This is a genomic window from Burkholderia sp. YHN3-13, from assembly GCF_055810675.1.
In genome coordinates this window covers 13,083-38,045 of sequence record NZ_JBVVNQ010000022.1, presented here as the reverse complement: position 1 = coordinate 38,045, position 24,963 = coordinate 13,083, and the positions used below count along the sequence as shown (strand labels likewise).

The following is a 24,963-nucleotide window of genomic DNA, read 5'->3' as shown; positions in this document are numbered from 1 at the left end:
GAAACGAAGGAGAAACCCATGCGTTACGCAATCGTCGGCTTCGGCAAGATCGGCCACGCACTGGCCAGGGCGTTCGCCCGCAACGGCATCGACGTGGCCGTTGCAAGCACGCGCGATCCGGCAAGCTTCGCGTCCGATGCGGCAGCGATCGGGCGCTCGATCATTCCCGCCACGCTGGCGGAAGCGGTCAAGGCGGACATCATCTTTCTGGCGGTCCGTTTCGAGTCGCACCCGGCGGTCGCGAAAGCGCTGCCGGACTGGACGGGCAAGATCATCGTCGACGTGACGAACACCTTCGCCCCGCCCGAGGAACTGGACGGTCTTCCCTCCTCTGCGTTCGTCGCGCACGCGTTCACCGGAGCCAGGCTGGTGAAAGGCTTCAATCATCTGGCGGCGGCCATTCTCGGCCAGGACCCGGCCGTACAAGGCGGCAGGAGAGTCGTGTTCCTCGCGAGCGATGATGACGGTGCCGCGGCGGAGATCGGCGCGCTTGCGGAAAAACTGGGTTTCGCGCCGATATCACTCGGCGGACTTTCGGACGGTGGACTGCTTGTTCACGCGCGCGGAAACAACTGGGGAAAACTGATCTTCAAGGACTTGATCACGTTTGACTGACGGTCAACGGTTTCCGGATGTTCCCTGAGCCGACGAGTCGGAGGGCGCCCACGACCGAAGTATTTTGATTCGCATGACGAATCACCTCCTCCACCGATTCCAGGTCGACGACGCCGTTTCGCCGGTCGTCGTCGACCCAGGGAAGTGAAACTACCGCGAGTTCAAACGGTTGTCCGCCACACGCTCGAGTCGTCTTCCAGCGGGCATCGCCCCGAGCCTCGCGGCCGCATGCGCGTGCGTGATCGCTGGCGCCGCGCCGCATGGCGCGGCCAGCCGACCGGTTCGCGCAGATCCGTTCAGCATCCGCCCGCGCGAGCCCTCCGCTAAACCGCCATTTTGGCCGCTAAAACGTCGCGTTCCTCTGCGTAAATCGGAGGATCAGATAACGGTATGAGAATTTGTTGGTTCTTGGATGCGTTCCCCATCCCGAGAATACAGGCTCCCGACAACCGGGCGCGCGACGCTCCGCCCCGCGTCGCTCCAACAACGTTCCTCTTTCCCATGTTCAGCAGATCGTTTCGCACTACGTCGGGCCACGCGCTTTTCCTCGCCGCCCTCCTTTCCGCTTTTTCCGGTGTCGCTCGCGCGGACAGCACGCTCGATCGCATCCATCAACGTCACAAGATCTCGATCGGCGTGATCCTGTCGGGCCCGCCGTTCGGCTCGCTCGATCCCGCGACGCAAAAACCGGTCGGCTTCAACGTCGATCTGGCGAACGACGTCGCGAAGCGGCTCGGTGTCGACGCCGAGCTGACACCGGTGCAGCCGTCGAACCGCGTGCAGTTCCTGCAGCAGGGCAAGGTCGACGCGCTGATCGCCAACATGGAGCTGACGACGGAGCGCGCGGAGATACTGTCGTATGCGCCGACGCCGTTCGAATCCATCGGCGGCGCGCTGATCGCGCGCAAGGACAGCGGTATCAAGTCCTGGGCCGACTTGCGCGGCAAGCCGGTCTGCGTGTCGCAAGGCAGCAACTACACGAAGCCGCTCGCGACGGAATACGGCGCGCAGGTGAAGGCCTTCCGCGGTCAGCCGGAATCGCTGCTCGCACTGCGCGGCAACAACTGCGTGGCCGCCGTGCACGTCGCACCGACGTTGCGCATGCTCGTCGCGCGCAACCCCGACTGGAAGGACTATACGACCCCGCTGTCGAGCGACCTGATTCCGTCGCCGGCCGTGATTTGGGTCCGCAAGGGCGAGACCGATACCCAAAACGCGCTCGACCGGATCGTCCAGGACTGGCACCGCAGCGGCTGGCTGCTCGACGTCGAGCGGAAGAACGGAATGACGCCGTCGCAAGCCGTGCTCGACCTGCACGCGAAGCTCAAGGCGCAGCGCACATGACGGTGGCCGCCGCCGTCGATGCACTCCGCACGTTCGGCCTCGATTACAGCTTCGTGCTCGCCCCGGACGAACGCGCGTCGTTCGTGCACGGGATGGGCGTGACGCTCGAACTGTCGATCGCGACCGCGTTCGGCAGCCTCGCCTGCGGCATCGTGCTCGCCGCGCTGCTGGTGTCGCCGAGCGCGGCGCTCGCGCGCCCTGCGCGTGCCTTCGTCGAAGTCACCCGCAACACACCGACGCTCGTGCAATTGTTCTGCGCATTCCTCGTCGTCAACATGCTGATCAGCGCCGCACTGCGCGATCTGGGCGGCAATCCGCTGACGCCGTTCCTCTGGAGCGTCATCGTGATCTCGCTGCACAAGGGCGCGTTCCATGCTGAAGCGCTGCGCGCCGGCCTCGAAGCGGTCCCGCGCGCAACGCTCGAGGCAGCGCAATCGCTCGGCTACAGCCGCCGCCAGCGGCTCTGGCACGTGCAACTGCCGCTCGCGGTGCGCTTCGCGCTGCCCGCGCTCGTCAACAACCTGGTCGACCTCGTGAAGATGACGACGGTCGCCTCGGCGATCGCCGTCGGCGACGTCACCTATGCGTCGATCATGATCTGGACGCAGCGCGACAATGTGCTCGAGCTGATGATCCTGATCCTGCTCTTCTTCGGCGCGCTCACGTTCGCGGTCAACCTCGCGGGACGCTGGCTGGAACACCGCCTGAGGATACCCGGCTATGGCCATTGACTTGCGCGCACAGCCCGTGCGCGTCGTGCGATGGCCCGCCGTCGCGGCGACACTGGCCGCACTGGCCGTCGTCGCGCTGGCCGTCGCGGCCCGCCATCACCCGACCCTCGTCGCGCTCGCCACGTGGCTGCCGGCGCTCGGCAAGGCGATGCTGGTCAACATCGGCATCAGCGCGATCGCGATCGCGATCGGCACGCTCGCCGGCCTCGTGCTCGGCCCGCTGACGCTGTCGCGGCTCGGCATCGCACGCGTCATGGCGCGCGCGTACGTGCAAGTGTTCCGCAACGCGCCGCTTCTCGTGCTGATTTATTTTTCGACCTACGTATTCCCATTCGAGATCAGGTTCGGCCATGCGGCGCTGCCGTTTCCGGACTGGTTCAAGGTGACGCTCGGCCTCGCGCTGCCCGCGAGCGCGAACTTCGCGGAAATCTTCCGCGGCGCGATCCAGTCGATTCCGCATGCGCAGTGGGACGCCGCCCGCTCGCTCGCGTTCAGCCGCGTGCAGGTGTTCCGCTGGATCATCCTGCCGCAATGCGTACGCCGCATGCTGCCGCCGTGGATGAACCTGTATGCGAGCATTGCGATGGCGACCGCGCTCGCGTCGCTGGTCGGCGTGCACGACCTCCTCGACACCGCGCAGGTCGCGAGCAACACCGTCGCGCGTGCCGACTTCACCGTCGTCGTCTATTTCACGGTACTCGGCCTGTTTTTCGCGTACTGCTACCCGATCGCCCGTTTCACCCGCCTTCTCGAACGACGTCATGCATTCCACTGAAACTCCGCGCGGCGCGGACGAGCCGCTCGTCCGCCTGCGCGACGTGCATCTGTCCTACGGTACGACGCCCGTGCTGCGCGGCATCGATCTCGACGTGCATCGCGGTCAGGCCGTGTCCATCATCGGTCCGTCCGGCTCCGGCAAATCCACGATCCTGCGTTGCATCACCGGGCTGTTGCGGCCGCAGCGCGGCCTGATCGACGTCGACGGCACGCGCGTCGACCGGCTCGCATCGGAGCGCGACGAAATCGCGCTGCGCAAGCGGGTCGGTTTCGTGTTCCAGCAATACAACCTGTTTCCGCACCTGAGCGTGATCGACAATCTCGTCGTCGCGCCGGTACGGATTCTCGGCCGCGATCGCACCGACGCGGTGCGCACCGCACACGCACTGCTCGAACGCGTGCGTCTCGCGGACAAGGCGCATGCCTACCCCGGCGAGCTGTCGGGCGGCCAGCAGCAGCGCGTCGCGATCGCCCGCGCGCTCGCGATGCAGCCCGACCTGATCCTGTTCGACGAGGTGACGTCCGCGCTCGATCCGGAAACCGTCGGCGACGTGCTGGCGGTGATTCGCGATCTCGTGCGCGACGGCATGACCTGCGTGCTCGTCACGCACGAGATGCGGTTCGCCGAGGAAATCAGCGACGTCGTCTATTTCACCGAGGCGGGCGTGATCGTCGAGCACGGGCCGGCCGCGCAACTGTTCCGCGCGCCGCAAAGCCCGCGCACGCGGGCCTTCCTCGCCCATGCGCTCGGCCCGACCGGCCGCGCCCACGCAAGCCGCGACGACGCGCCGATCGCCCTGGACCTGACGCGCTTCGCGGTCTGACTCAACGCGCGGCGTAGCGGCTCGGCGGGCGCGCGAGCCCGAGATGGTCGCGCAGCGTCGTGCCCTCGTATTCGGTGCGGAACAGGCCGCGTCGTTGCAGTTCCGGCACGACCTGCTCGACGAAATCGTCGAGTCCGCCCGGGAAATAGGGCGGCATGATGTTGAAGCCGTCTGCGGCGCCGCCATCGAACCACTCCTCGAGCGCGTCCGCGACCTGCGTCGGCGAGCCCCACACGATCCGATGCCCGCGTGCGCCGGCGACGAGATAATAGAGTTCGCGCAGCGTGAGGTTCTCGCGGCGCGCGAGATCGGTCAGCAGCTTCGCGCGGCTCTTCAACTGGTCGGATTCGGGCAGGTCGGGCAGCGGGCCGTCGAGCGGATACTTCGACACGTCGTGGCCAAGACGGTCCGACAGCAGCGTCAGCGCGCCGGACGTATCGGTCCATTGCTGGAGCTGCGCATATTTGTCCTTGGCCTCCTGCTCGGTGCGGCCGATCACCGGGAATACGCCCGGCATCACGGCAATTGCGTCCCGGGCGCGGCCGTATGCCGCGAGCCGCCCCTTCAGGTCGCGATAGAAAGCCTGCGCTTCCTCGAGCGTCTGCTGCGCGGTGAACACGACTTCCGCGGTGCGCGCGGCTAGCTCCTGGCCGGGACCCGACGAGCCGGCCTGGATCACGACCGGATGGCCCTGTGGCGGACGCGAAGCGTTGAGCGGCCCCTTCACGTTGAAGAAGTGTCCGGCGTGATCGAGCGTGTGCACCTTCGCCGGGTCGAAATACACACCGCGCGCCTTGTCCCTGACAACCGCGTCATCGTCCCAGCTGTCCCACAGCCCCTTCACGACATCGACGAATTCGCCGGCCATCTCGTAGCGCTGCGCGTGATCCGGATGATTGCCGCGCGTGAAATTCGCGGCGGTGCGGTCGTATGACGTCGTCACGACGTTCCATGCCGCGCGCCCGCCGCTCAGGTGGTCGAGCGAGGCGAACACGCGCGCGATATGGTAAGGCTCGCTGTACGTCGTCGACGCGGTCGCCGCCAGGCCGATGCGCCGCGTATGCATCGCGAGCGCCGACAGCAGGCTCAGCGGCTCGAAGCGCATGGCCATCGACGGATGCGCGTCGGGGCCGCTCGTCAGGCCGTCGGCCAGGAAGACCATGTCGAACTTCGCGCGCTCGGCGGTCTGCACGACGCGGCGCATGAGATCGAAGTTCTCGCTGCCGGATTCGGCATCGGGGTGGCGCCAACCGGCGACGTGGTGTCCAGCGCCCTGGAGGAACAACCCGAGACGCATCTGGCGGCGGGAAAGTGTGCTGCGATCGGTGCTCATGATTGAAGCGGCGTAAAGGTGTGGAAAAGCCGGGCGAGATCGGCCGTGCTTCGCATCGTGTCGATCAGTGCCGGGACGAACGCGAGTGCGGGATCGTGAGCGGTCGCGTCCGCGAACTTCGCGGCAAGGTTATCGGCACCGACGAGGCGTTCGGTGCGTTGCCGCAGCGTGTCGCCGTTGCGCAGCGCAATCTCGACGACCGAGAAACGCGTCGCTGGATCGGTCGACGCGCGCGGCGCCGCGGCATCGTGGCGCCGCGTCACGCGTGCGGCGAGCGCGATCAGGTCGCCGCGCACGGGCACGTCGGCGAACGTCGCGACACCGGGCGGCCCCTCCGTCAGTGCGGCGGCCACCGCGTATTCCACGCTGAAGCGCGCTTCGAGGCCGGTGGCCGGCAGTCGGTTCGACAGCGGCGTATCGCCGCCGGGCGGGAACGTGACCGCGATGCCGTCGATGTCCGCCGGCGCGATGCGATGGCGGGCGCGCAAATCGAGCGCGGCCTGCACGGCGTAATGAGTTGCCGTGCAGCACGGCCACGGCTTGAAGTACAGCCCCGGCGCCACGATCTGCCACGGCGCGCCCCAGTCGGCCAGCACGCGCGCCGGTTGCGACGCGCCGCCGCCGAACACGGCGAAGAATCCCTCCGGGCCGTCGAGTGCGCCCGGTGCGCCGGCCAGGCCGGCCTCGGCGAGTTCCGCGGCGAGCAGCCCCGCGCGTGCCGCCAGGCCCGCGTGCAACGGCTTGACCTCGCTACCGAACTGCAGCCGCAGCCCGGCCGATTGCGTCGCGGCGATGCCGAGCGCGTTTTCGGTGGCCGCCGCATCGAGCCCGAGCAGACGTGCGGCGGCCGCCGCCGCGCCGAGCGTGCCGAGCGTCGCGGTGTTGTGGAAGCCGAGTTCGTAGTGGCGGCTGCCGAGCGCGAGACCGATTCGCGCCATCGTCTCGACGCCGACGACGTATGCATCGAGCAGTTCGAGCGCGCTGCGGGCGCGCACCTGCGCGAGCGCGAGCAGCGCCGGCAGCAGCACGGTGCCTGGATGGCCGCGCACGCTGCTGTGCACGTCGTCGTAGTCGAGCGCGTGGCCAGCATAACCGTTGAGCAGCGCGGCATGTTGCGACGATGCCGGAATCGCACTGCCGATCACCGCTGCCGCGCCGGTCGATTCTCGAGCGCACACCGCCAGCAGCTTGCGGTAACCGTTGTCGCGAGCGCCGGCGAACGCGGCGGCAAGAAAGTCGAGCAGGCCGCGCCGCGCGGCAGCGATCGCGGACGGATCACGCGCGGGTTCGGCGCACGCGATCGCCTCGGCCAGCCGGCGCGTGATGTCGCCGGCCGTGCCGTCGGGAATCAAGTGGGAAGACATGTCGGCAGTTGGAAAGTCGCGAATCGCCGCAACGGGCGGCGCAACCGGGAACCGTCCGGTTCCCGCTCGAATGGGAGCGTTGGATACTAGCGAAGCATCCGTGCGCGCCCAACCAAGTATTCGAGCTTTCTATATCGCGTAATCAGCGTTGCCTGGACGGAGGCAGGCTGTCGCAAAACGCGCGATCGCATCCGTCCGGGCTTCCCCAAGCGGGTCAGTTGGCCCGGATATCGAACGCGCCACCGGTGAGCGTCCGATCGCGCAACGTGACCGGTGTTTTGCCGGGCAGCAGCGGAAACACCAATTCCGCGAAACGAATCGCCTCTTCCAGATGCGGATAGCCGGACAACACGAAACTGTCCACACCGAGGTCCGCATACTCGCTGAGTCGCGCGACCACCTCTTCCGCGCTTCCGACCAGCGCCGTGCCCGCCCCTCCGCGCACGAGGCCGACGCCGGCCCACAAATTGGGACCGACCACCAGTGTTTCACGGCTGCCGCCGTGCAACGCCGCCATCCGTTTCTGCCCGACTGAATCCATGCTCGCATAGTTGCGCTGTGCCGCCGCGATTTCCTCGTCGGTCAGGTGACTGATCAGTCGATCTGCGTCCGCCCATGCCTCCTCGCTGGTTTCGCGCACGATGACATGCAGCCGCACGCCAAAACGAATCTCGCGACCATACTGCCGGGCGCGCCGACGCACGTCGGCGATCTTCTCCGCCACGGCATCGGGCGGTTCACCCCAGGTCAAATAGGCATCGACATGCTTCGCGGCCAACTCGTGCGCCGCTGGCGAGGAGCCGCCGAAATACAACGGCGGATAAGGCTGGCTCGCCGGTGGGAAGAAGTTCTGCGCGCCCTGCACCTTCAGGTGCTTGCCGTCGAAATCGACTTTCTCGCCCAGCAACAGACGACGCCAGATCGTGAGAAATTCGTCGCTGGCCTCGTATCGCTCGTCGTGGCTGTAAAACACGCCATCGGCAGCAAGCTCGGTTGCGTCGCCGCCCGGCACGACATTCAGCAACAGCCGCCCCGCGCCGAGGGCCTGGTCCAGCGAGGCCGCCTGGCGTGCGGATGCCGTCGGATTGCCAAGTGATGTCCGCAGCGCCACCAGCAGCTTGATACGCTGCGTGACCGGAATGAGGCTGGCCGCCGTCACCCACGGATCGAGACAGGAAGCGCCCGTCGGAATCAGCAGACCGTCGTAACCGAGTTCGTCGGCCGTAACCGCAATCCTGCGCAGGTAAGCGTTCGTTGCCTGACGGCCGAAATCCGATCTGCCGAGATAGCGCGTATCGCCCGAAGTGGGCAGAAACCAGAAAATATCGAGACTCATCATGTATTCGTGAAATCATCATCCGCAGCGCGCGCGGGTCGATGCCATGCCGGGTTCTCGCACGATCGGCGCCACGGCTGTCGAAACGCGGCAAGCAGGAGCGACGACGGCGAGCTCGGGACATCGCTCGGCCCGATGCTGTCGATTGCGCATCCTGTCCGACTTCCGAACGGCGGCCCCGTCATGCCGAAGTCGTCACCAACGTCCGTTGTGCCCGTCTGGCCGCATATTCGACCGGCGTACCGCCAAGATAGGCATCCCGTAAAGCATCGAGCTCCCTGAGTTCCGCCGACGTGCCATGCGCGACGACTCGACCGCTTTCCAGCACGTAGCCATAACCGGCAAAGCGCAACGCAATCGACGCGTTCTGCTCGGCGAGCAGGAAACTCACGCCCTCGTCACGGTTGAGCGTCGCGACGACCTCGAAAATCTCCTCGACAACCAGCGGCGCAAGTCCCATCGACGGCTCGTCCAGCAACACGAGTGACGGGTGCGCCATCAGCGCCCGGCCAATCGCGAGCATCTGCTGTTCGCCGCCCGACGTATAGCCGGCCAAGGCTTTCCGCTTCAACTTCAGGCGTGGAAAGATCGTGTAGATCCGCTCCAGATCCGTGTCGATCCCGATCCGCTTCGAGCGCCGCGCGAAAGAACCGATCCGCAGGTTCTCCTCGACCGACAGGTGTCCGAAACAGCGACGCCCTTCGAGTACCTGGACCAGACCACGCTCGACCAGCGTCCACGGCTCGACACGCGTGACGTCCTCGCCGCGATAGACGACGCGGCCGCTCGTCAATTCGCCGCGCTCGGCATGCACCAGGCTCGACAGTGCCTTGAGCGTCGTGGTCTTGCCCGCCCCGTTGCCGCCGAGCAGCGCAACGATCGCGCCCTCGGGGACCGTCAGCGACACCCCGCGCAACGCGGGAATGATCTGGCTGTAAGTTACGGCAATCTCGTCGACCTGCAGGATCGGGGCGCTCATGCTCACGGCTCCTTGCTGCAATCGCGCGGCGTGATGCCCTTTTCCTTCGCATAGGCAAGCGCCGACTTCTCGATAATCGGGCGCAGCAGCGCGCGATCGGCCTGCACCCAATCGCTGATCACGTGCCACTTGGCACCATCCCATTGCTGAAAACGCACCGCGCCGCCCCCTTCGTGGTCCGCGCAGGACAGCTTGAGCGGCTGCACGAGACCGAGCGCGCCGAGCTGCTTGAGCCGGGCGTCGTCGAGATTCAGATGCTCGAAGCCCCAGCGCACCTGCTCGCCCGTCAGCGGCTTGTTGCCGTACTTGCGCTGCGCGACGCGCACCGCCTCGACATTCAGGATGCCGTTCACCACGCCGAGGTTGTAGTACACGGTGCCGAAGCGCGCGGGATCCTTGAGGTTGCCGTTACCCGGTTTGATCACGAACTGGTTGATCGCCTGCAGCACCGGGTAATCCGTTCCCGACGGGTGCGTGGTGATCGAGATGAAGCCCTTGGCCGCATCGCCGGCCGGGCGCACGTCCTCCTCCGAATTGCTCCAGATGTTGCCGATGATGTGGTCGACCGGATACCCGACCTTCTGTGCGGTCTTGATCGCCACCGGGTTCATCACGCCCCAGCCGCGCAGGATCACCCAGTCGGGATTGATCTGGTGAATCTTCAGCCACTGCGAACCCTGCTCGTTACCCGGGTGCGGAACCTCGATCTGGGTCACGATGAAGCCGTATTTCTTCGCCAGCAGATCGACCACGGGAATCGTCTCGCGGCCATACGGCGAGCCGTGATAGAGCACGACGATCTTCTTCCCCTTCAGGCTCGCCAGTCCGCCCGAGCGCTGCCCGACGTAGTTGACGATCGCCGACACCTCGCTGTACGGATTCAGCTGCAGCGGAAACACGTACGGGAACACGGAACCGTCCGTGGAGTCGGTACGTCCGTGGTTGATCGTAATGAGCGGGATCCTGTCGGCCGTGGAACGGTCGAGCGTCGCATACGCGATACCGACCGACAGCGGATTGGTGGCCGCGGCCGGAGCGCCGTCGGGGCCGCTGTTCTTCAGGCGTTCGTAGCACTCGACGCCCTTTTCCACGACGTATTCGGTCTCGCACTCCTTCCACACCAGCTTGACACCATTGACGCCGCCGTCGCGCGCGTTGATCAGCTGCAGGTAGTCGATAAAGCCGCCGAAGAAGCCGCTGCCGCCCGCCGCGTACGGACCGACGCGGTAACTTTGCAGCGGGAAGTATTCCGCGCCCGCCGCGCGCGCCTGCGGCACGACCGCCGGAGAGAGCGCAAGCACGGCGGCAAAGGCGCCAACCCATTTTCTCCACGCCAACCCTGAAAATCGTTTTCGAACATTTCTCATATTCTTAGCATTCCTTGTTGATATAACTAAAAAAATTCCCCGTCGACACGGCTTCATTTCCTGTGCAGGAATCGCTCCCACGCCACCTGGACCAATCGTACGAGCCCGTCCGGTTCCTTGATCAGAAACACGATGACAAGGCTGCCGAATACGATCTTCTGCAGGTTCTGCAACTGTTCGCCGCCGATTCCGACTCGCGCGAGCTCGCCGCCCGCGTTCGACAGCAGGATCGGGAGCAGCACGATGAAGGCGGCGCCGAGGAAGTTTCCGCCGATGCTGCCCATGCCGCCGATGATGATGATGAACAGGATCTGGAACGACAGGTTGAGGCTGAAGCCGTCCGGTTCAATCGTGCCGAGGTAAGCGAAGGCCCAGAGTGCGCCGGCAATCCCCAGCACGAAGGAACTCAGCGCAAACGCGAGCAGTTTGGTCCGGCCGATCGGAATGCCGATCACGCGCGCCGCCGTATCCATGTCGCGCACCGCCATCCAGCGCCGCCCCAGCTCGCTTTTCACGACGCTCGCTCCCAGTGCGAATAGCACCGTCGCGACGCCGAGCACCAACAGATAGCGCGACGCCGGCTTGTCGATGTGCCAGCGACCGATCTCAAGCAGCGGCGCGCTCAGCACACCCGACGTATCGTTGTTCGAAAACCAGCTCACGCGGGTAAACAGCCAGACCACGAAAAATTGCGCGGCCAACGTGGAGACGATCAGATAGAAACCCTTGATGCGCAGGCTGGGCAACCCGAATAGCACGCCGACCGCGGCACTCACGCCCCCGCCAAGCAGCAGACTCGCCGGCAACGGCAGCGCCGGCACGCGCACGAGCAGGTTGTAGCTCGCGTAGGCCCCGATCGACATGAATGCCGCCGAACCCAGCGAAAGCTGCCCCGCATAGCCGGTCAAGAGGTTGAGGCCGAGTCCCGCGATCGACAGGATCAGAAACGGCACCAGAATCGCATTGAGCCAGTAATCGTTCGCCCACAGCGGCACGCCAACGAACGCGACGAGCGCAAGCACACCCGGCGCGATCCACCGGCGCGGGTTCACGCGACGCGATACGGGGACCGAAGCGGTATTCGTCAATTCCATGTGACTTCCCTCAGACACGCTCGACGGGCGGCTCGCCGAACAGGCCGTACGGCCGCGCCAGCAGGAACAGCATCGCCATCAGATAGGGGAACCAGTTCTCGATGCCGTCGCCGATCAGCCCACCCGCGTAAACCTCGGCCAGCTTCTCGGTGGCACCGACCAGCAGCCCTCCCGCGATCGCGCCGCCGATCGACGAAAAGCCGCCGATGATCAGCACCGGCAGCGCCTTGAGCACGACCAGCGAAAGCGAAAACTGCACGCCGAGCCGAGCGCCCCACAATAGCCCGGCGACGAGACTCGTGAACCCCGCCAGCGCCCAGACGACCGCCCATACGCGCGGCAGACGCACGCCAACCGCCAGTGCGGCAAGCGGATCGTCGGCCACCGCACGCAGCGACAGGCCAAGGCGGGTTCCTCGCGCGAACAGCGACAGTCCAAGCACCAGCGCGCCCGCCGTCGCAGCCGCGAACAGATCGAACTGGCTGACCATGACGCCGGCCAGATGCAGCGGCTTGTCGTCGATGCCGAGTTCGAGACCGTGCACCTGCGCGCCCCAGAGCAGTTGCGCCCCGCCCTCGAGCACTAGGCTCAGGCCAAGCGTCGCCATGAACAGCACGATGGGCGGCCGGTTCACGAGCGGACGCAACACCAACCTCCCCGTCAGGATCGCGATCACGACCAGCGCGCCGAGCGTGGCGACAAACGCGAGCCATCCGCTCCAGCCGCGCTCGACAAGGCTCACGTAGGTCAGCGCGCCGAACAGCACGAGCGCGCCCTGCGCAAAGTTGAAAATGCCGGACGCCTTGTAAATCAGCACGAAACCGATCGCGACAAGCGAGTACATCACGCCCGCAAGCAACCCGCCGGTCAGCACCTCGATGAAGAACTCCATTACCCCCCCGTTGTCGTCCGTTCCCGTCAGTGACGGGTGCCCAGATAGGCCGCCAGCACATCCGGATGCCTGCGCACCTCGTCGGGCCTGCCGTCGGCGATTTTCCTGCCGTAATCAAGCACCACCACGTGATCGGACACGCCCATCACGACGCCGATGTCATGCTCGATCAGCACCACGGTCACCCCGAGATGCGCGTTGGCATCGAGCACGTATTCGGCCATCGCATGCTTCTCGTCGGCGTTCATCCCGGCCATCGGCTCGTCGAGCAACAAAAGGCGCGGCGCGGCCGCGAGCGCGCGCGCCAGTTCAACGCGTTTTTGCAAGCCATACGACAGCGTGCCGACCACCGTGTCGCGATGGGCCTGCAGGTCGAGTTTCTCGATCACACGTTCCGCGTACCTGCGTTGTTCGGCCTCGTCATGGCGTGCGCGTCCGACATGCAGCGTCTGCTCCAGCCAGGTGCTGCGTCGATGCAGGTTGCGCCCCGTGAGCACGTTGTCGAATACGCTCATCCGGCGAAACAGCGCGAGATTCTGGAACGTGCGCGCGATGCCTCGGTGCGCGGCGCGATACGGATCCATGCGCCGGTACACCTGCCCGTCGAACCGGACGGCACCCTGCTCCGGCCGATATACGCCGTTGATCACGTTGAGCAGCGAACTCTTGCCCGCGCCGTTGGGTCCGATCAGCGCGCAGATTTCGCCCGCCGCCACCTCGAAACTGATGTCGGTGACGGCCTTGACGCCCTTGAACGACAGCGAGATGCGCTCGAGCGCGAGCAGCGGCGGTGCGGTCTGAGTCATGCGTCTCGCTCCGGGTCAGGCCGCGACCGGCTGCTGGCGGCTTTCGAGTTCGCGCACGAGCGGCAGCACCTTCTTGCCGAAGTACTCGACTTCGTCGATGAAATGCAGGAACCCGGCCAGCACCAGATCGACGCCGATCGCCTTCAACGCGACAATGCGCTCCGCGATCTGCTGCGGCGTGCCGATCAGGTTCGTGCGGAAGCCGTCGTTGTACTGCACGAGATCCTCGAACGTCGATTTCGCCCAGTTGCCCTCGCCTTCCGGCGACGCCTTGCCCGCCTGCTTCACCGCGTCGCCGAACGCATTGACCGCCTCGACGTGCGCGTGCGCAATGATGTCGTCGAGCACGGCCTTCGCCTCTTCCTCGGTGTCGCGCGCGATCACGAACGCGTTCACGCCGATCCGCACGCGATGGTTGTTCGCGGCGGCCTTCGCACGGATATCGTCGATCTGCGCCTTCAGGTTCTCCGGCGTATTGCCGTTGGTGAAATACCAGTCCGACACGCTCGCCGCGTTGTCGCGCGCCGCCCGCGAGCTACCGCCCTGGAAGATTTCCGGGTGCGGCTTCTGCACCGGCTTCGGGCTCAGCGTGTAATCGTTGAAGCGATAGAAGTCGCCCTTGAACGTGAAGTTGTCCTGGGTCCAGATGCCCTTGAGCGCCTGGATGAATTCCTTCGAGCGCCGATAGCGTTCGTCGTGCTCGAGCCACGGCTCGCCGATCGCGGTGAATTCGCCCTTGAACCAGCCGCTCACGACGTTGATCGCGATGCGCCCGTTCGAAATGTGGTCGATCGTCGCGAGCTGCTTCGCGACCACCGCCGGATGCCACGGCCCCGGCAGGATCGCGGCGAGCACCTTGAGCTTCGTCGTCGCATGCAGCAGCGCCTGGCTGAACGACACCGACTCGTGCTGGTATTCGGCGCCGTAGCCGGCCGTGAAGCGGATCTGGCTCAGCGCGTAGTCGAAGCCGGCCGCCTCGGCCGTGCGTGCGAGCTTCTGGTTGTATTCAAGGCTCCAGTCGGTACGCTGCTCGATCGTGCTGACGACGAGGCCGCCGCTGACGTTCGGCACCCAGTACGCGAATTTGACGGCATCGCCGGAGGAAGTCGTGTTGCTCATGGAAATGTCCTGGTTGGAAAATGTCGAGATTCACGCGACCGGCACGGCCGCGGAAGATTCAAATCCGCCGACTTCGCGAACGAGCGGGACGGCCCGCTCGATGGCCAGCCGAATGCGCCCGCGCAACTCGGGGCTCGTAATCGTGTAGTTCTGGAAATCCCGTTCGGACGCGTACACGCCGATCGGCAAGGTACGCGCCTGGAAAAAACTGAACAGCGGTCGCAATTGATGGTCAATGACCAGCGCATGACGTTCGCTGCCCCCCGTCGCAGCCAGCAGAACGGGCACGTCGATCAGCGCCTCGTGATGCACAAGATCGAACAGATGCTTGAAGAGCCCCGTATACGAAGCCCGATAGACAGGACTTCCTACGATCAATGCATCCGCCTCCTCGATCGCGCGCAACTGTCGCTCCAGTTCGTCGCCGGCATCCGCTCTCGACAGCACACCGGACAGCACCGGCGCGATCGCCCCGAGTTCGATCAAATGCGGCTCGACAGGCAACTCGGCACGCAAGCCGGACAGCAACGCCTCCGACAGCGCGAGCGTTCGTGACGGCCGCGAGGTGTTGCCCGATACCGCAACGACCTTGTATGTCTTCTTTCCCATCAAGCATTCCTCTTCATCTGTCGCACGAGTCCGATAACGTCGACCAACCATCTAGCGAATACCGTGCCAAACACGCCTCTTCCGTTCCGCAACGGACAAAATGGGCTCAATCTACGGTCACGCCGCGACATTTCGCGGATCGCAAGCCGATCCTTAAATCATTCCGAACGGACTGGAATCCATATCTCCGATCCAGATGACTGACCCGCAGCATCCCTGCTTCCGGGCCGCGTCACGAGCAGCATCAGGAGTAAAAAGAAGGCGTCGGAAAACGCTCGTTGAGGGCCCAGTCCCCCAACTCGCGAATCTTGTAGTCGATCGGATCGTGCAGGGTATGAACACGCAGGTTCCGCCAGAACCGATCGAACCGCAGCGCGGCCGTCGTTGCCCGCGCGCCGGTCACTTCGAACATGCGCTGCGTGATATCGAGACCAGCCTGCGCAGACGAAACCTTCGCCGCCGCGACGGCTATCGCCACCTCGCCCCGTTCGCGTTCCGTCAGCGCCGCCTCGCGCCGCCAGGCCACATCGAACGCGCCCGCGGCGCGCTCGACCAATGCGCTTGCCCCCTCGATGGCAAGCCAGAACCGACCGTAGTGACCCTGCACATACAGATCCTCCGTCGGATGCGATGCCGGAGACGCGACCCACGATCGCGTACTCTCCCGCGTAAAATCCCGTGCGGCGCCTATCGCGCCTTCGCCTAGACCAAGATAGATATGCGCCAGAATCAACTGGGCCAACAGCGGCCGCAAGCATGCAAACGGCGAAGACAAAGGCCCCGGATCGGCTAGGATCTCGTCGCCGGCCACCTTCACCTGTTCGAACAGCACCGTCCCGCTATCCGTCTGACGCTGCCCCATGTTGTCCCAATCGTCGAGGATCGCGATCCCTTCGCGCGCGGTCGGCACCACGCCGATCAGCAAACGTCCCTGCGCATCGAAAGCCGACGCCAGCAGGCGATCCGAATCGGCCGCGCCGGAGCAGAAGCTCTTGCGCCCGACGAAAACCCATCCGTCCGCCCCATCCGATTCCGCGCGCGTACCCTTGTCGAGCGGATTGAGCGCGTTCCCCCAGAACCAGCGTTGCGAAACGGTCTGCTCCAGCCAGGGTTCCCACTGCTGCGGGCGCCCGAACAAGCGCACTGTCGCGAGATGCAGGTGGTGAAAGGCGAAGAGATGCGCGAGCGAGCTGTCCACCCGAGCGAGACGCCGTACGACGGCCAGCGTGTCGGACCAGGTCGCCCCGTGCCCCCCGTATGCGCGGGGCACGCTCAGCGCAAGCAAGCCGCTATCGCGAAGTACTCGACGCTCGTGCAACGCCGTTCCACCCGCCCGGTCGCGCGCTATCGCCGTACGTGCCAGCTCCTGCACGACGGACTCCACCACGGGCTGCCACGCGGCCATTTCGACTGTCTCCGCACCGATATGCTTCATGAGCGAAACACCTTCTGATCGACATTGTTCGAGCAGACGCTCACGCATGTTCCATGCCATGGGCGAATGGAATCAAAAGCATCAGAACCAGCAGGCGCCGCTCGTGCCCCGTAACGGGCTTGCACACGACCGATGACGGTTGCAATCCAAGCAGTGCCAAGCTGATGACGATCGATGCGCGTATGGCCTGCACCGCGCCGCCGCCCGTCGGGAGAAACTCATTCGTGGCGTTGCCCGCTCTGACGAGCCGATCGCCGCGCGTGCTCATCAATCAGCATTCCGTCAGCAGGATGCTGACCACCAAGCAACCGCGCCCCTTCCCGCTGCCTGAAAATCAAGCTTCTGATTTGGATATGAAAATTCGTTGCTTTCCAGGAAGCATCGACGCAAAGAGAATCCCTCATACCGGAACACTACGCCGCACTTCACTCCTACCTTTCACATGGCAACACTCTCGACCTATCCGGATACGATCGGGCTTCGCGGCACGCCCTCCGATACCTCGGCAGTACGCGTCATCGCCGAAGAACTGGCTGCCCGATTCGGGCAGACCGCCGCCGAGCGAGATCGTGCGGGCGGCACGCCAAAGGCCGAGCGCGATGCGCTACGCGCCAGCGGCCTGTTGCGACTCAGTATTCCAGCCGTCTATGGCGGACTCGGTGCGAACTGGCTGACCACGCTGGACGTCGTGCGTACGCTCGCGCGTGCCGACGGCTCGCTTGCCCACCTGTTTGGTTTTCATCATCTACTGCTTGCCACCGTCCGTCTGTTCGGCGCCGCCGAGCAATGGGAGCCATGGTTCCAGCAGACGGCCGCCCACGACTGGTTCTGGGGCAACGCGCTCAATCCGCTCGACGAGCGCACGATCAGTTCTCCGGGCAACGGCTGGCTCGAGTTCAGTGGCCAGAAAAGCTTCTGCTCCGGCGCACTCGATTCCGAAATGCTGATCGCTTCCGCTCGGGACATCGACACCAACGCGCTGCTCATCGCGGCTGTCCCGACGCACCGCAGCGGCATTTCCATCTCCGAGGACTGGAACAATATCGGCCAGCGCCAAACCGACAGCGGCACCGTGACCTTCGAACGGGTGCGCGTCGAGCATCACGAAATCCTCTCTGATCCCGGACCGCTCTCCACACCGTTCGCCTGCCTTCGCCCGTTGATCGCGCAGCTCGTTCTCACGAACGTCTACCTGGGCATCAGCGAGGGCGCTTTCAACGACGCACGACACTACACCTTGCACGAGGCCCGACCCTGGCCCTCGTCCCGTGCGGAAAGAACCGACGACGACCCCTATATCCTCGGCCAGTATGGAGAGTTCTGGGCTGGCCTCGAGGCCGTCCGCGTTCTGGCCGACCGCGCCGCCGCCCGACTCGACGATGCATGGGCACTCGGCGCGGCACTCAGCGACGATGAGCGTGGAGAAGTCGCGATTGCGGTCGCGAGCGCAAAAGTCTCGGCGATACGGACCGGGCTGGACGTTTGTACCCGCATGTTCGACGTCGCGGGCGCACGCGCCACCCACGGCGCACTGGGTCTGGACAGACACTGGCGCAACCTGCGCACCCACTCGCTGCACGATCCGTTGGCCTACAAACTGCGGGAACTCGGCGAGTGGGCACTCAAACGAACCTACCCCCAACCGACCTTCTACTCATGAACCGCCCGCTCCCTCCCGCCCAACCGGGCGACCCGGATGACACTGCCGACCCGGACGTGCTGACCTTGCCGGACCGGCACGCGCTCACCACCTCGATCCGTGCACGCGCGCAGGTCTTCGTCGATCCGCGCTCACTCGCGTTGCTCAACCAGATACGCATGATCGCGCCCAGCGACGCAAGCGTGCTCATCATCGGTGAAACCGGAACCGGGAAAGAACTGATTGCCCGCCACGTACACAATCTGAGCCATCGCAAGAATCAGCCGTTCGTCGCGGTCAACTGCGGCGCGTTTTCGGAAACGCTGGTGGAGAGCGAACTGTTCGGCCACGAGAAGGGGGCGTTCACGGGCGCGTTCAGCGCCAAGCCCGGATGGTTCGAGGCGGCCAACGGCGGCACGTTGTTCCTCGACGAGATCGGCGATCTCCCGCTGTCGATGCAGGTCAAGCTCCTGCGCGTGCTGCAGGAGCGCGAAATCGTCCGGCTCGGGGCGCGTCACAGTATTCCGATCAATGTGCGCGTGGTCGCGGCCACCAACGTGCATCTCGACGATGCCGTCGCGGCAGGTCACTTCCGCGGCGATCTGTTCTACAGGCTCAACGTCGTCCAGCTCGCGATCCCCGCACTACGCGAACGCCCGGGCGACGTCCTTCCGCTCGCGCGATACTTCATCGAAGACTATCGCGGTCGTCTTGGCTACGGACCCGCGGATATCGACAGACGAGCCGAACAGAAGCTGCTTGCGCATCACTGGCCCGGCAATATCCGCGAACTGGAGAACGTGATCCACCACGCACTGCTGGTCAGCCGCCATGATCTGCTCCAGGATTCCGATCTCCAGATCCGGTATGGCGACACGACGTTCGCCCGCCGTCACGAGTCGACGCCACACCTTGATCCTCAGGAAACGTTCGAGCAGGCGCTACGCTGCCTGTTCGACGCGGAACACGACAATCTGTTCGAGCATATCGAGGATACCGTGATGCGCGTTGCCTTCGAATTCAGCCACCGCAATCAGATCCAGGCAGCGAAGCTGCTCGGCATCAGCCGCAACGTATTGCGTGCACGCCTGATCCGGGCAAAGGAAATCAACGCCTTGAAGTAGCACGCGCCGAAGCGATGCCGTGCATGACATGCATTGCGTCGCCGGCTCATGCGCGAAAGCATCGGAATACAAGAATCGCTCGCAGTCGTCGCTCACGTGCACGCATACCGAAAAGCAGCGATGCCGAACATGTACACGTTACGCAGCAATCCTTTTCAATTCGGCAAGTCCTGCTTGAAGAAGTAAAGGGAGCGGGATACACCTAGTCCGCTCCTCGCACGCGTTCAGGCGGCAACCGTGGAAGTGCCTTGCGCACCCGGCCCGCTGCCGATGGCCCAGACATACGGCGGCTCGGTCCCGTTGATTTCCCGATCGCCGACGATGCGGGCCTTGAACACCAGCGGATTGTGCGAGGCCGCCGTGCGCGCGTTGCGCCAGTGGCGATCGAGGCCCTTCGCGGCACTCGAGCCCGATGCGCCAAGCGCGTTGAACAGATCGGTCGTCGCGCGCAGCACGAGGTCCGACACCACGATCTGAGCACGCGCCGAATCCAGTTCCGCGTCGACATTCGCACGGTGCTCGGCTTGCTCGTCGCCGCCAAAACGTGCCTCGTACGCACGCTGCGACGCCTCGCTCGCGCGCACCGCCGTGGCCTCGGCCGCGAATACGCGCGCAGCCACCTCTCCCACCACCTGCTGGATCTGCGGATCCTGCGCGAACGACGAGGCGTTGCCGTGGCTGAAGATGCGCTTGCGCGAACTCACCTCGCGCGCGATGTCACGCAGCGCGGCGCGCCCGGTGCCCGCGAGCACCGCGAGCAGCACGAGCTGGTAGAACGCCGTCTGATACTTGAAGCGCGTCGCGAAGTCGAACACGTTCTGCGCATCGACTCGCGCCGCGTCGAAGCGGGTCGTGCCGCTACCGGTCGTGCGCTGACCGAAGCCGTCCCAGTCGTCGCTGCGTTGCACGCCGGGTTGGTTCGTCCGGACGGCCGCGATCACGTCTCGGCCGTCTTCATCGCGCGCGAACACGTCGATCCAGTCCGCGAAGATGCTTCCGGTCGAATAGTATTTCTCTCCGTCGAGGATCCAGCCATCCCCGTCGCGCCGCACACGGGTAATCACATCGCCTATCGCGACGCTGCCAACCTCGGTCCACGCGTTGCCGACGAGTTCTCCGGCGACAAAGCGCCGGAACCATTCGTCACGCGCCACATCCGGCGCGGAATTCAGCCGATCCTCGACGAAAGCGAAGTGGCCTCGCAACGCCTGCGGCAGGTTCGAATCGGCGGCGGCCAGTTCGATGAGAAGCTGTATCAATTGCGGCAACGACGCGCCCGCGCCGCCATGCTCGACCGGTACGCGAACCGCGCCGAACCCACTTTCCCTGAGCCATTCGATCGGGTCATACGGCAACGTGCGGGAACGTTCACGTTCGAGCGCCCCGTCTGCGATACGCGCGAAAACCGGGCGGAAGCGCTCCGCCAGGCGTTCGTAATCCGTGCCCCGCGACAGTTGGGCATCGGAATGATGGACGGATTTCAGATGATTTGAAGCGGTCATGTCGGCTCCGGCAGATTGGAAATGGCGTCGAAAGCATCACCCGATGCAGAAACCGTGCCATACCGCACAAGCACCGCCCGGCATTGAAATCCCCTCACCGCAATTTCAATGCTGCTGATTCCGCAGCAAACATGCTGACATGCTGCTGGCGGACAGCGGACATCGGGTGTGTCGCTTCATGATCTCCGTCGCCGCGCCTCCATATCGCCGGAACGGAGCGCCGTCAGGACGCCGGATCCGCCGGCACCGCGTGCGCATCGCGCGGCAAATTGACGGGTATGAGGCATCAACGGATGCGGCTTCGATGTCGCGTGCGGCGCCGTGACGCGCACGTCGGTCCCCGGCACGCCGTAATGGGCGTGCGGCGTCGACTCGTCGAGGCCTTCCAGAGACGCGCGAAATAGCGCCAAACCAGAGTCCGGGATCGCCCAGGCCCGTCGTGATGATCGGTATCCGCAGACGGTTGATGACGTCCAGCGTCCTGTTCGCGTCTTTTGCATGTCGACAACCTCGGTACGCGCGAGCCCCCGCGGAACGCCCGGCCCAAGTGACCCTCTTTACATCATAAGATTGCATTTTCACATTTAATGTGATTTTATTATCAAAAACTACAGTCGCCGCCCCATGCTCGCGGCGCACCTCATATCAAAGGAAGAGACGCAGATGGAGACAATCGCCGTCATCGGCAGCAACATGGTCGACCTCGTGACCTACGTCACACGCATGCCCGGCCGGGGCGAAACGCTCGAGGCGCCGAACTTCGAGCTCGGCTGCGGCGGCAAGGGCGCGAACCAGGCCGTCGCGGCCGCGCGCCTCGGCGCGCGTGTCGTGATGGTCACGAAGGTCGGCGACGACGTGTTCGCCGACAACACGATCCGCAACTTCGAGCGCGAGGGAATCGACGCCACGCACGTGCGCAAGGTCGCCGGCGTACCGAGCGGCGTCGCGCCGATCTTCGTCGAACCCGATTCGAGCAACAGCATCCTGATCGTCAAGGGCGCGAACCGCCACCTGCGGCCGGCCGACATCGACGCGGCCGCGCCGGCGCTCGCCGAATGCACGCTGATCGTGCTGCAGCTCGAGATCGAGCTCGACACCGTCTATCACGCGATCGAATTCGGCGCACGGCACGGCATCCCCGTGCTGCTGAATCCCGCGCCGGCGGTGGCCGACCTCGATTTCGAACGGATCCGCTCCGTCGAATTCTTCGTGCCGAACGAAACCGAGCTCGCGATCGTGTCGGGCATGCCGGTCGATTCGCGCGAAAGCGCCACTCGCGCCGCCGAAGCGCTGGTCGCACGCGGGCTGAAGCACGTGCTCGTCACGCTCGGCGACCAAGGCTCGCTGCTCGTCTCGCGCGACGGCGCCCGGCACGTGCCGTGCGTCCCGGTCGACGCACGCGACACGACGGGCGCGGGCGATGCGTATATCGGCTGCTTCGCGCGCTGCTACGCCAGGTCGCGCGATGCCGTCGACGCGATGCGCTACGCATCCGCGTACGCCGCGCATTCGGTCACGGGCCTCGGCACGCAGAAGTCGTACGCCGACGCCGCGACGTTCGAACGCTTCCTCCACGACGCCGGCCTCTGAACGGCGCCTTCATCGACGAGACATTGGGAAGGAGACACCCATGAGCCGAGCCAGGATCGAACACACACCCGACGGCTACTACCTGAACCGCACGCCGCTCTTCGCGTTCACGCTGCTGTGCTGCCTGTTCGCGCTGTGGGGCACCGCCGCGAACCTGAACGACGTGCTGATCGCGCAGTTCAAGAAGTCGTTCTTCCTGTCCGATTTCGAATCGGCATTCGTGCAGTCCGCGTTCTATCTCGGCTACTTCTTCCTCGCGATTCCGGCCGCGACCGTCGTGAAGAAGTTCAGCTACAAGACGACGATCCTCGTCGGCCTGCTGCTCTACACGACCGGCTGCCTGCTGTTCTTCCCGGCCGCGTCGATGGCGAAATACGGGATGTTCCTCGTCGCGCTGTTCGTGATCGCCGCGGGCCTGTCGTTCCTCGAGACGGCGTCGAACTCGTATTCGACGCTGATGGGCCCGCGCGACACCAGCACGCGGCGGCTGAACATCTCGCAGACGTTTTATCCGTTCGGCGCGATGGCCGGCGTCTACATGGGCAGCTTCCTGATCTTCAAGGAAGGCGACGCGTCGCATGCGCAGCTCGCGGCGATGTCGGCCGCCGACGCACACGTACACCAGCTCGCGATGATCCAGGCGACACTCGAGCCGTACAAGTGGCTGATCGTCGTGCTCGTCGCGGTATTCATCGTATTCGCGCTCACGCCCTACCCGGCCTGCAAGGGCAACGGTCCCGGCGCGGTCACGCACCGGATCGACGCGCGCGGCACGCTCGCACGCCTGTTCGGCAACCGGCGCTTCGTCGCGGGCGTGGTCGCGCAATTCCTCTATGTCGGCGCGCAGGTCGGCGTGTGGAGCTTCACGATCCGGCTCGCGATGCAGATCGGCGGCCTCACCGAGCGCGGCGCGTCGCGCTACCTGCTCGCGACGTTCTTCGCGTTCTTCGTCGGCAAGCTGGTCGCGACACTCGTGATGAAGCGCGTCGGCCCGGCCAAGGTGCTGATCGTCTACGGCATCCTGTGCATCGCGCTGCTCGCGTATACGATCAGCGTGCACAACATCACGGCCGTCTATGCGGCCGTGTGCGTGAGCGTGTTCCTCGGCCCGTGCTGGCCGACGATCTACGGCCTGACGATCGACGGCCTCGGCAAGGACACCGAATACGGCGGCTCGATCCTCGTGATGAGCATCGTCGGCGGCGCGGTCGTGCCGCTGATCCAGGGGCTGATCTCCGATCACACCGGCGGCAACATGCAGCTCGCGTTCGTCGTGCCGCTCGCATGCTTCGTCGTGATCGTCTACTACGGCTTCCACTGCCTGCGTCACCTGCCGGCCGCGACGCCCGACGCAGCCGCCGACGGCCGTGCGCCCGCGCGCTACGCCGCATCGCGCAACACGTCGGGAGCGTGACCATGCGAGGCGAAATCGAACTGCGGCGCGACGACTTCCGCGAAACGCCACGCACGCTGTACCGCACCGACGGCCTCACCGTCACCGCGTTCGCGTATCCGTCGGGCGTCGAGGCGCTGAAGCTCGAAAACCGCCGCGGCCATCTCGTCGTGCTGCCGTATCTCGGCCAGATGATCTGGGCCGCCGAATTCGACGGCCGCGACCTGACGATGAAACACATGTTCCGGCAGCCGAAGCGCGCCGCATCGATCATCGATACCTACGGCTGCTTCATGTTCCACAGTGGGCTGCTGCGCAACGGCTGCCCGGGGCCGGACGACACACATGCGCTGCACGGCGAGATGCCGTGCGCGCCGATGGACCGTGCGAGCCTCGTCGTCGGCACGGATGCGCGCGGCGCGAGCGTCGAAGTGACCGGCGAATACGAGTACGTGCAGGGCTTCGGCAGCCACTATGTCGCGCGTCCGTCGGTACGGCTCGCGGAGCACGAGGCGCGGATGACGATCGCGATGGGCGTGACGAATCTCGGCGGCACGCCGATGGACCTGATGTACATGGCCCACCTGAACTACGCGTACGTGCCGGGCGGCCGCTTCGTGCAATCGCTGTCGCGCGGCGGGTTGCGGCTGCGCGACAGCGTGCCGGCACACGTGAAGCCGACCGCCGCGTGGCGCGACTACACGGCCACGCTCGCGCGCGAACCCGAGCGGCTGACGACGCTCGATACGCCCGCGCTGTACGACCCCGAGATCGTGTTCTTCATGAACGGTGCGGAAACGGACGCCGATGGCATCGCACATTTCCGGCTCGCGCATCCGGATGGCGGCGCATTCCACACCGCGTACCGCCCCGGGCAATTCCCGCATGCGACGCGCTGGATCCTGCACAACGCGGACCAGCAGGTCGCCGCGTTTGCGCTGCCGTCGACCTGCGAGCCGGAGGGATATGAAGCGGAGCGCCGCAAGGGCCATGTCGCGGCGCTCGCGCCGGGCGCGACGCGCCGCTTCGACGTGCTCACCGGCTACCTGAGCGCGGCGGAAGCACGTGATGCCTGATGCGATGCAACGCG

23 protein-coding genes are annotated in these 24,963 nt (G+C 65.3%); 10 read left to right on the top strand and 13 right to left on the bottom strand.

Features of this window, described 5'->3' with window-relative positions; genetic code table 11:
* Nucleotides 1-18: 18 nt before the first annotated feature.
* The 5 genes from AC0KUR_RS32440 to AC0KUR_RS32420 all read left to right on the top strand — a co-directional run bounded on the left by AC0KUR_RS32440 (nt 19) and on the right by AC0KUR_RS32420 (nt 4,291).
* On the top strand, nt 19-615 hold the full coding sequence (locus AC0KUR_RS32440) for an NADPH-dependent F420 reductase (protein WP_059562196.1): 597 nt from the start codon (nt 19-21) through the stop codon (nt 613-615).
* A gap of 501 nt (nt 616-1,116) precedes the next feature.
* Nucleotides 1,117-1,959 carry a transporter substrate-binding domain-containing protein gene (locus tag AC0KUR_RS32435; protein ID WP_049036066.1) on the top strand — a complete coding sequence of 281 codons (843 nt, stop codon included), beginning with the start codon at nt 1,117-1,119 and terminating at the stop codon, nt 1,957-1,959.
* Nucleotides 1,956-2,690 carry an amino acid ABC transporter permease gene (locus tag AC0KUR_RS32430; RefSeq protein WP_124671283.1) on the top strand — a complete coding sequence of 245 codons (735 nt, stop codon included), beginning with the start codon at nt 1,956-1,958 and terminating at the stop codon, nt 2,688-2,690. The genes AC0KUR_RS32435 and AC0KUR_RS32430 overlap by 4 nt, the downstream gene beginning before the upstream one ends.
* On the top strand, nt 2,680-3,465 hold the full coding sequence (locus AC0KUR_RS32425; RefSeq protein WP_175027788.1) for an amino acid ABC transporter permease: 786 nt from the start codon (nt 2,680-2,682) through the stop codon (nt 3,463-3,465). Before AC0KUR_RS32430 ends, AC0KUR_RS32425 begins: the two co-directional genes overlap by 11 nt.
* A complete protein-coding gene (locus AC0KUR_RS32420) occupies nt 3,452-4,291 on the top strand; it encodes an amino acid ABC transporter ATP-binding protein (protein ID WP_034190404.1) in 840 nt (279 codons plus the stop codon). Before AC0KUR_RS32425 ends, AC0KUR_RS32420 begins: the two co-directional genes overlap by 14 nt.
* A gap of 1 nt (nt 4,292) precedes the next feature.
* On the opposite strand, the gene AC0KUR_RS32415 is transcribed toward AC0KUR_RS32420, so the two are convergent.
* The 12 genes from AC0KUR_RS32415 to AC0KUR_RS32360 all read right to left on the bottom strand — a co-directional run bounded on the left by AC0KUR_RS32415 (nt 4,293) and on the right by AC0KUR_RS32360 (nt 16,893).
* Nucleotides 4,293-5,624 carry an LLM class flavin-dependent oxidoreductase gene (locus AC0KUR_RS32415; protein ID WP_473376914.1) on the bottom strand — a complete coding sequence of 444 codons (1,332 nt, stop codon included), beginning with the start codon at nt 5,622-5,624 and terminating at the stop codon, nt 4,293-4,295.
* The gene (locus AC0KUR_RS32410; protein WP_473376913.1) at nt 5,621-6,988 is read right to left on the bottom strand and encodes an MmgE/PrpD family protein; all 1,368 of its coding nucleotides are present in this window, start codon (nt 6,986-6,988) and stop codon (nt 5,621-5,623) included. The genes AC0KUR_RS32415 and AC0KUR_RS32410 overlap by 4 nt, the downstream gene beginning before the upstream one ends.
* Nucleotides 6,989-7,202: 214 nt before the next feature.
* Nucleotides 7,203-8,324, bottom strand: a complete 1,122-nt coding sequence (gene ssuD, locus AC0KUR_RS32405) for an FMNH2-dependent alkanesulfonate monooxygenase (RefSeq protein ID WP_473376912.1) — start codon at nt 8,322-8,324, stop codon at nt 7,203-7,205.
* 181 nt (nt 8,325-8,505) lie between these two features.
* Complete coding sequence (locus tag AC0KUR_RS32400) at nt 8,506-9,303, bottom strand: ABC transporter ATP-binding protein (protein ID WP_034190401.1); 798 nt, start codon at nt 9,301-9,303, stop codon at nt 8,506-8,508.
* A 2-nt stretch (nt 9,304-9,305) separates the two neighbouring features.
* Complete coding sequence (locus AC0KUR_RS32395; protein ID WP_301742876.1) at nt 9,306-10,670, bottom strand: ABC transporter substrate-binding protein; 1,365 nt, start codon at nt 10,668-10,670, stop codon at nt 9,306-9,308.
* Between the two features lie 53 nt (nt 10,671-10,723).
* A complete protein-coding gene (locus tag AC0KUR_RS32390; RefSeq protein WP_124609935.1) occupies nt 10,724-11,764 on the bottom strand; it encodes a branched-chain amino acid ABC transporter permease in 1,041 nt (346 codons plus the stop codon).
* A 10-nt stretch (nt 11,765-11,774) separates the two neighbouring features.
* Entirely contained in the window at nt 11,775-12,656 is an 882-nt protein-coding gene (locus AC0KUR_RS32385) for a branched-chain amino acid ABC transporter permease (RefSeq protein WP_034190398.1), read from the bottom strand.
* 26 nt (nt 12,657-12,682) lie between these two features.
* Nucleotides 12,683-13,462, bottom strand: coding sequence for an ABC transporter ATP-binding protein (locus AC0KUR_RS32380; RefSeq protein WP_034190397.1), 780 nt, complete (start codon nt 13,460-13,462; stop codon nt 12,683-12,685).
* Between the two features lie 15 nt (nt 13,463-13,477).
* The gene (gene sfnG, locus AC0KUR_RS32375; RefSeq protein ID WP_473376911.1) at nt 13,478-14,581 is read right to left on the bottom strand and encodes a dimethylsulfone monooxygenase SfnG; all 1,104 of its coding nucleotides are present in this window, start codon (nt 14,579-14,581) and stop codon (nt 13,478-13,480) included.
* Nucleotides 14,582-14,611: 30 nt separating this feature from the next.
* Nucleotides 14,612-15,190: an FMN reductase gene (gene msuE / locus AC0KUR_RS32370; RefSeq protein ID WP_034191103.1), complete on the bottom strand. Its 579-nt coding sequence runs from the start codon at nt 15,188-15,190 to the stop codon at nt 14,612-14,614.
* Nucleotides 15,191-15,434: 244 nt separating this feature from the next.
* Nucleotides 15,435-16,625 carry an acyl-CoA dehydrogenase family protein gene (locus AC0KUR_RS32365; protein WP_124610156.1) on the bottom strand — a complete coding sequence of 397 codons (1,191 nt, stop codon included), beginning with the start codon at nt 16,623-16,625 and terminating at the stop codon, nt 15,435-15,437.
* A gap of 40 nt (nt 16,626-16,665) precedes the next feature.
* A complete protein-coding gene (locus AC0KUR_RS32360) occupies nt 16,666-16,893 on the bottom strand; it encodes a hypothetical protein (RefSeq protein ID WP_473376910.1) in 228 nt (75 codons plus the stop codon).
* A gap of 174 nt (nt 16,894-17,067) precedes the next feature.
* Here AC0KUR_RS32360 and AC0KUR_RS32355 point away from each other — a divergent pair, with 174 nt between their 5' ends.
* Nucleotides 17,068-18,285 carry an acyl-CoA dehydrogenase family protein gene (locus AC0KUR_RS32355; RefSeq protein WP_473376909.1) on the top strand — a complete coding sequence of 406 codons (1,218 nt, stop codon included), beginning with the start codon at nt 17,068-17,070 and terminating at the stop codon, nt 18,283-18,285.
* The gene (locus AC0KUR_RS32350) at nt 18,282-19,388 is read left to right on the top strand and encodes a sigma-54 interaction domain-containing protein (RefSeq protein ID WP_059557401.1); all 1,107 of its coding nucleotides are present in this window, start codon (nt 18,282-18,284) and stop codon (nt 19,386-19,388) included. Before AC0KUR_RS32355 ends, AC0KUR_RS32350 begins: the two co-directional genes overlap by 4 nt.
* Nucleotides 19,389-19,612: 224 nt before the next feature.
* Here the strand turns inward: AC0KUR_RS32350 and AC0KUR_RS32345 are convergent, their stop codons facing one another.
* Nucleotides 19,613-20,890 (bottom strand): acyl-CoA dehydrogenase family protein, encoded by a 1,278-nt coding sequence (locus AC0KUR_RS32345; RefSeq protein WP_473376908.1) that lies wholly within the window; start codon nt 20,888-20,890, stop codon nt 19,613-19,615.
* A 663-nt stretch (nt 20,891-21,553) separates the two neighbouring features.
* On the opposite strand from AC0KUR_RS32345, the gene rbsK reads away from it, so the two are divergent.
* From rbsK to AC0KUR_RS32330, 3 genes are read left to right on the top strand one after another with little or no spacing between them, the layout of a single operon-like run.
* On the top strand, nt 21,554-22,480 hold the full coding sequence (rbsK, locus tag AC0KUR_RS32340) for a ribokinase (protein ID WP_473376907.1): 927 nt from the start codon (nt 21,554-21,556) through the stop codon (nt 22,478-22,480).
* A gap of 40 nt (nt 22,481-22,520) precedes the next feature.
* On the top strand, nt 22,521-23,894 hold the full coding sequence (fucP, locus tag AC0KUR_RS32335; protein ID WP_034191098.1) for an L-fucose:H+ symporter permease: 1,374 nt from the start codon (nt 22,521-22,523) through the stop codon (nt 23,892-23,894).
* Nucleotides 23,895-23,896: 2 nt separating this feature from the next.
* Nucleotides 23,897-24,949, top strand: a complete 1,053-nt coding sequence (locus AC0KUR_RS32330; protein ID WP_124671301.1) for an aldose 1-epimerase family protein — start codon at nt 23,897-23,899, stop codon at nt 24,947-24,949.
* Nucleotides 24,950-24,963 lie beyond the last annotated feature (14 nt).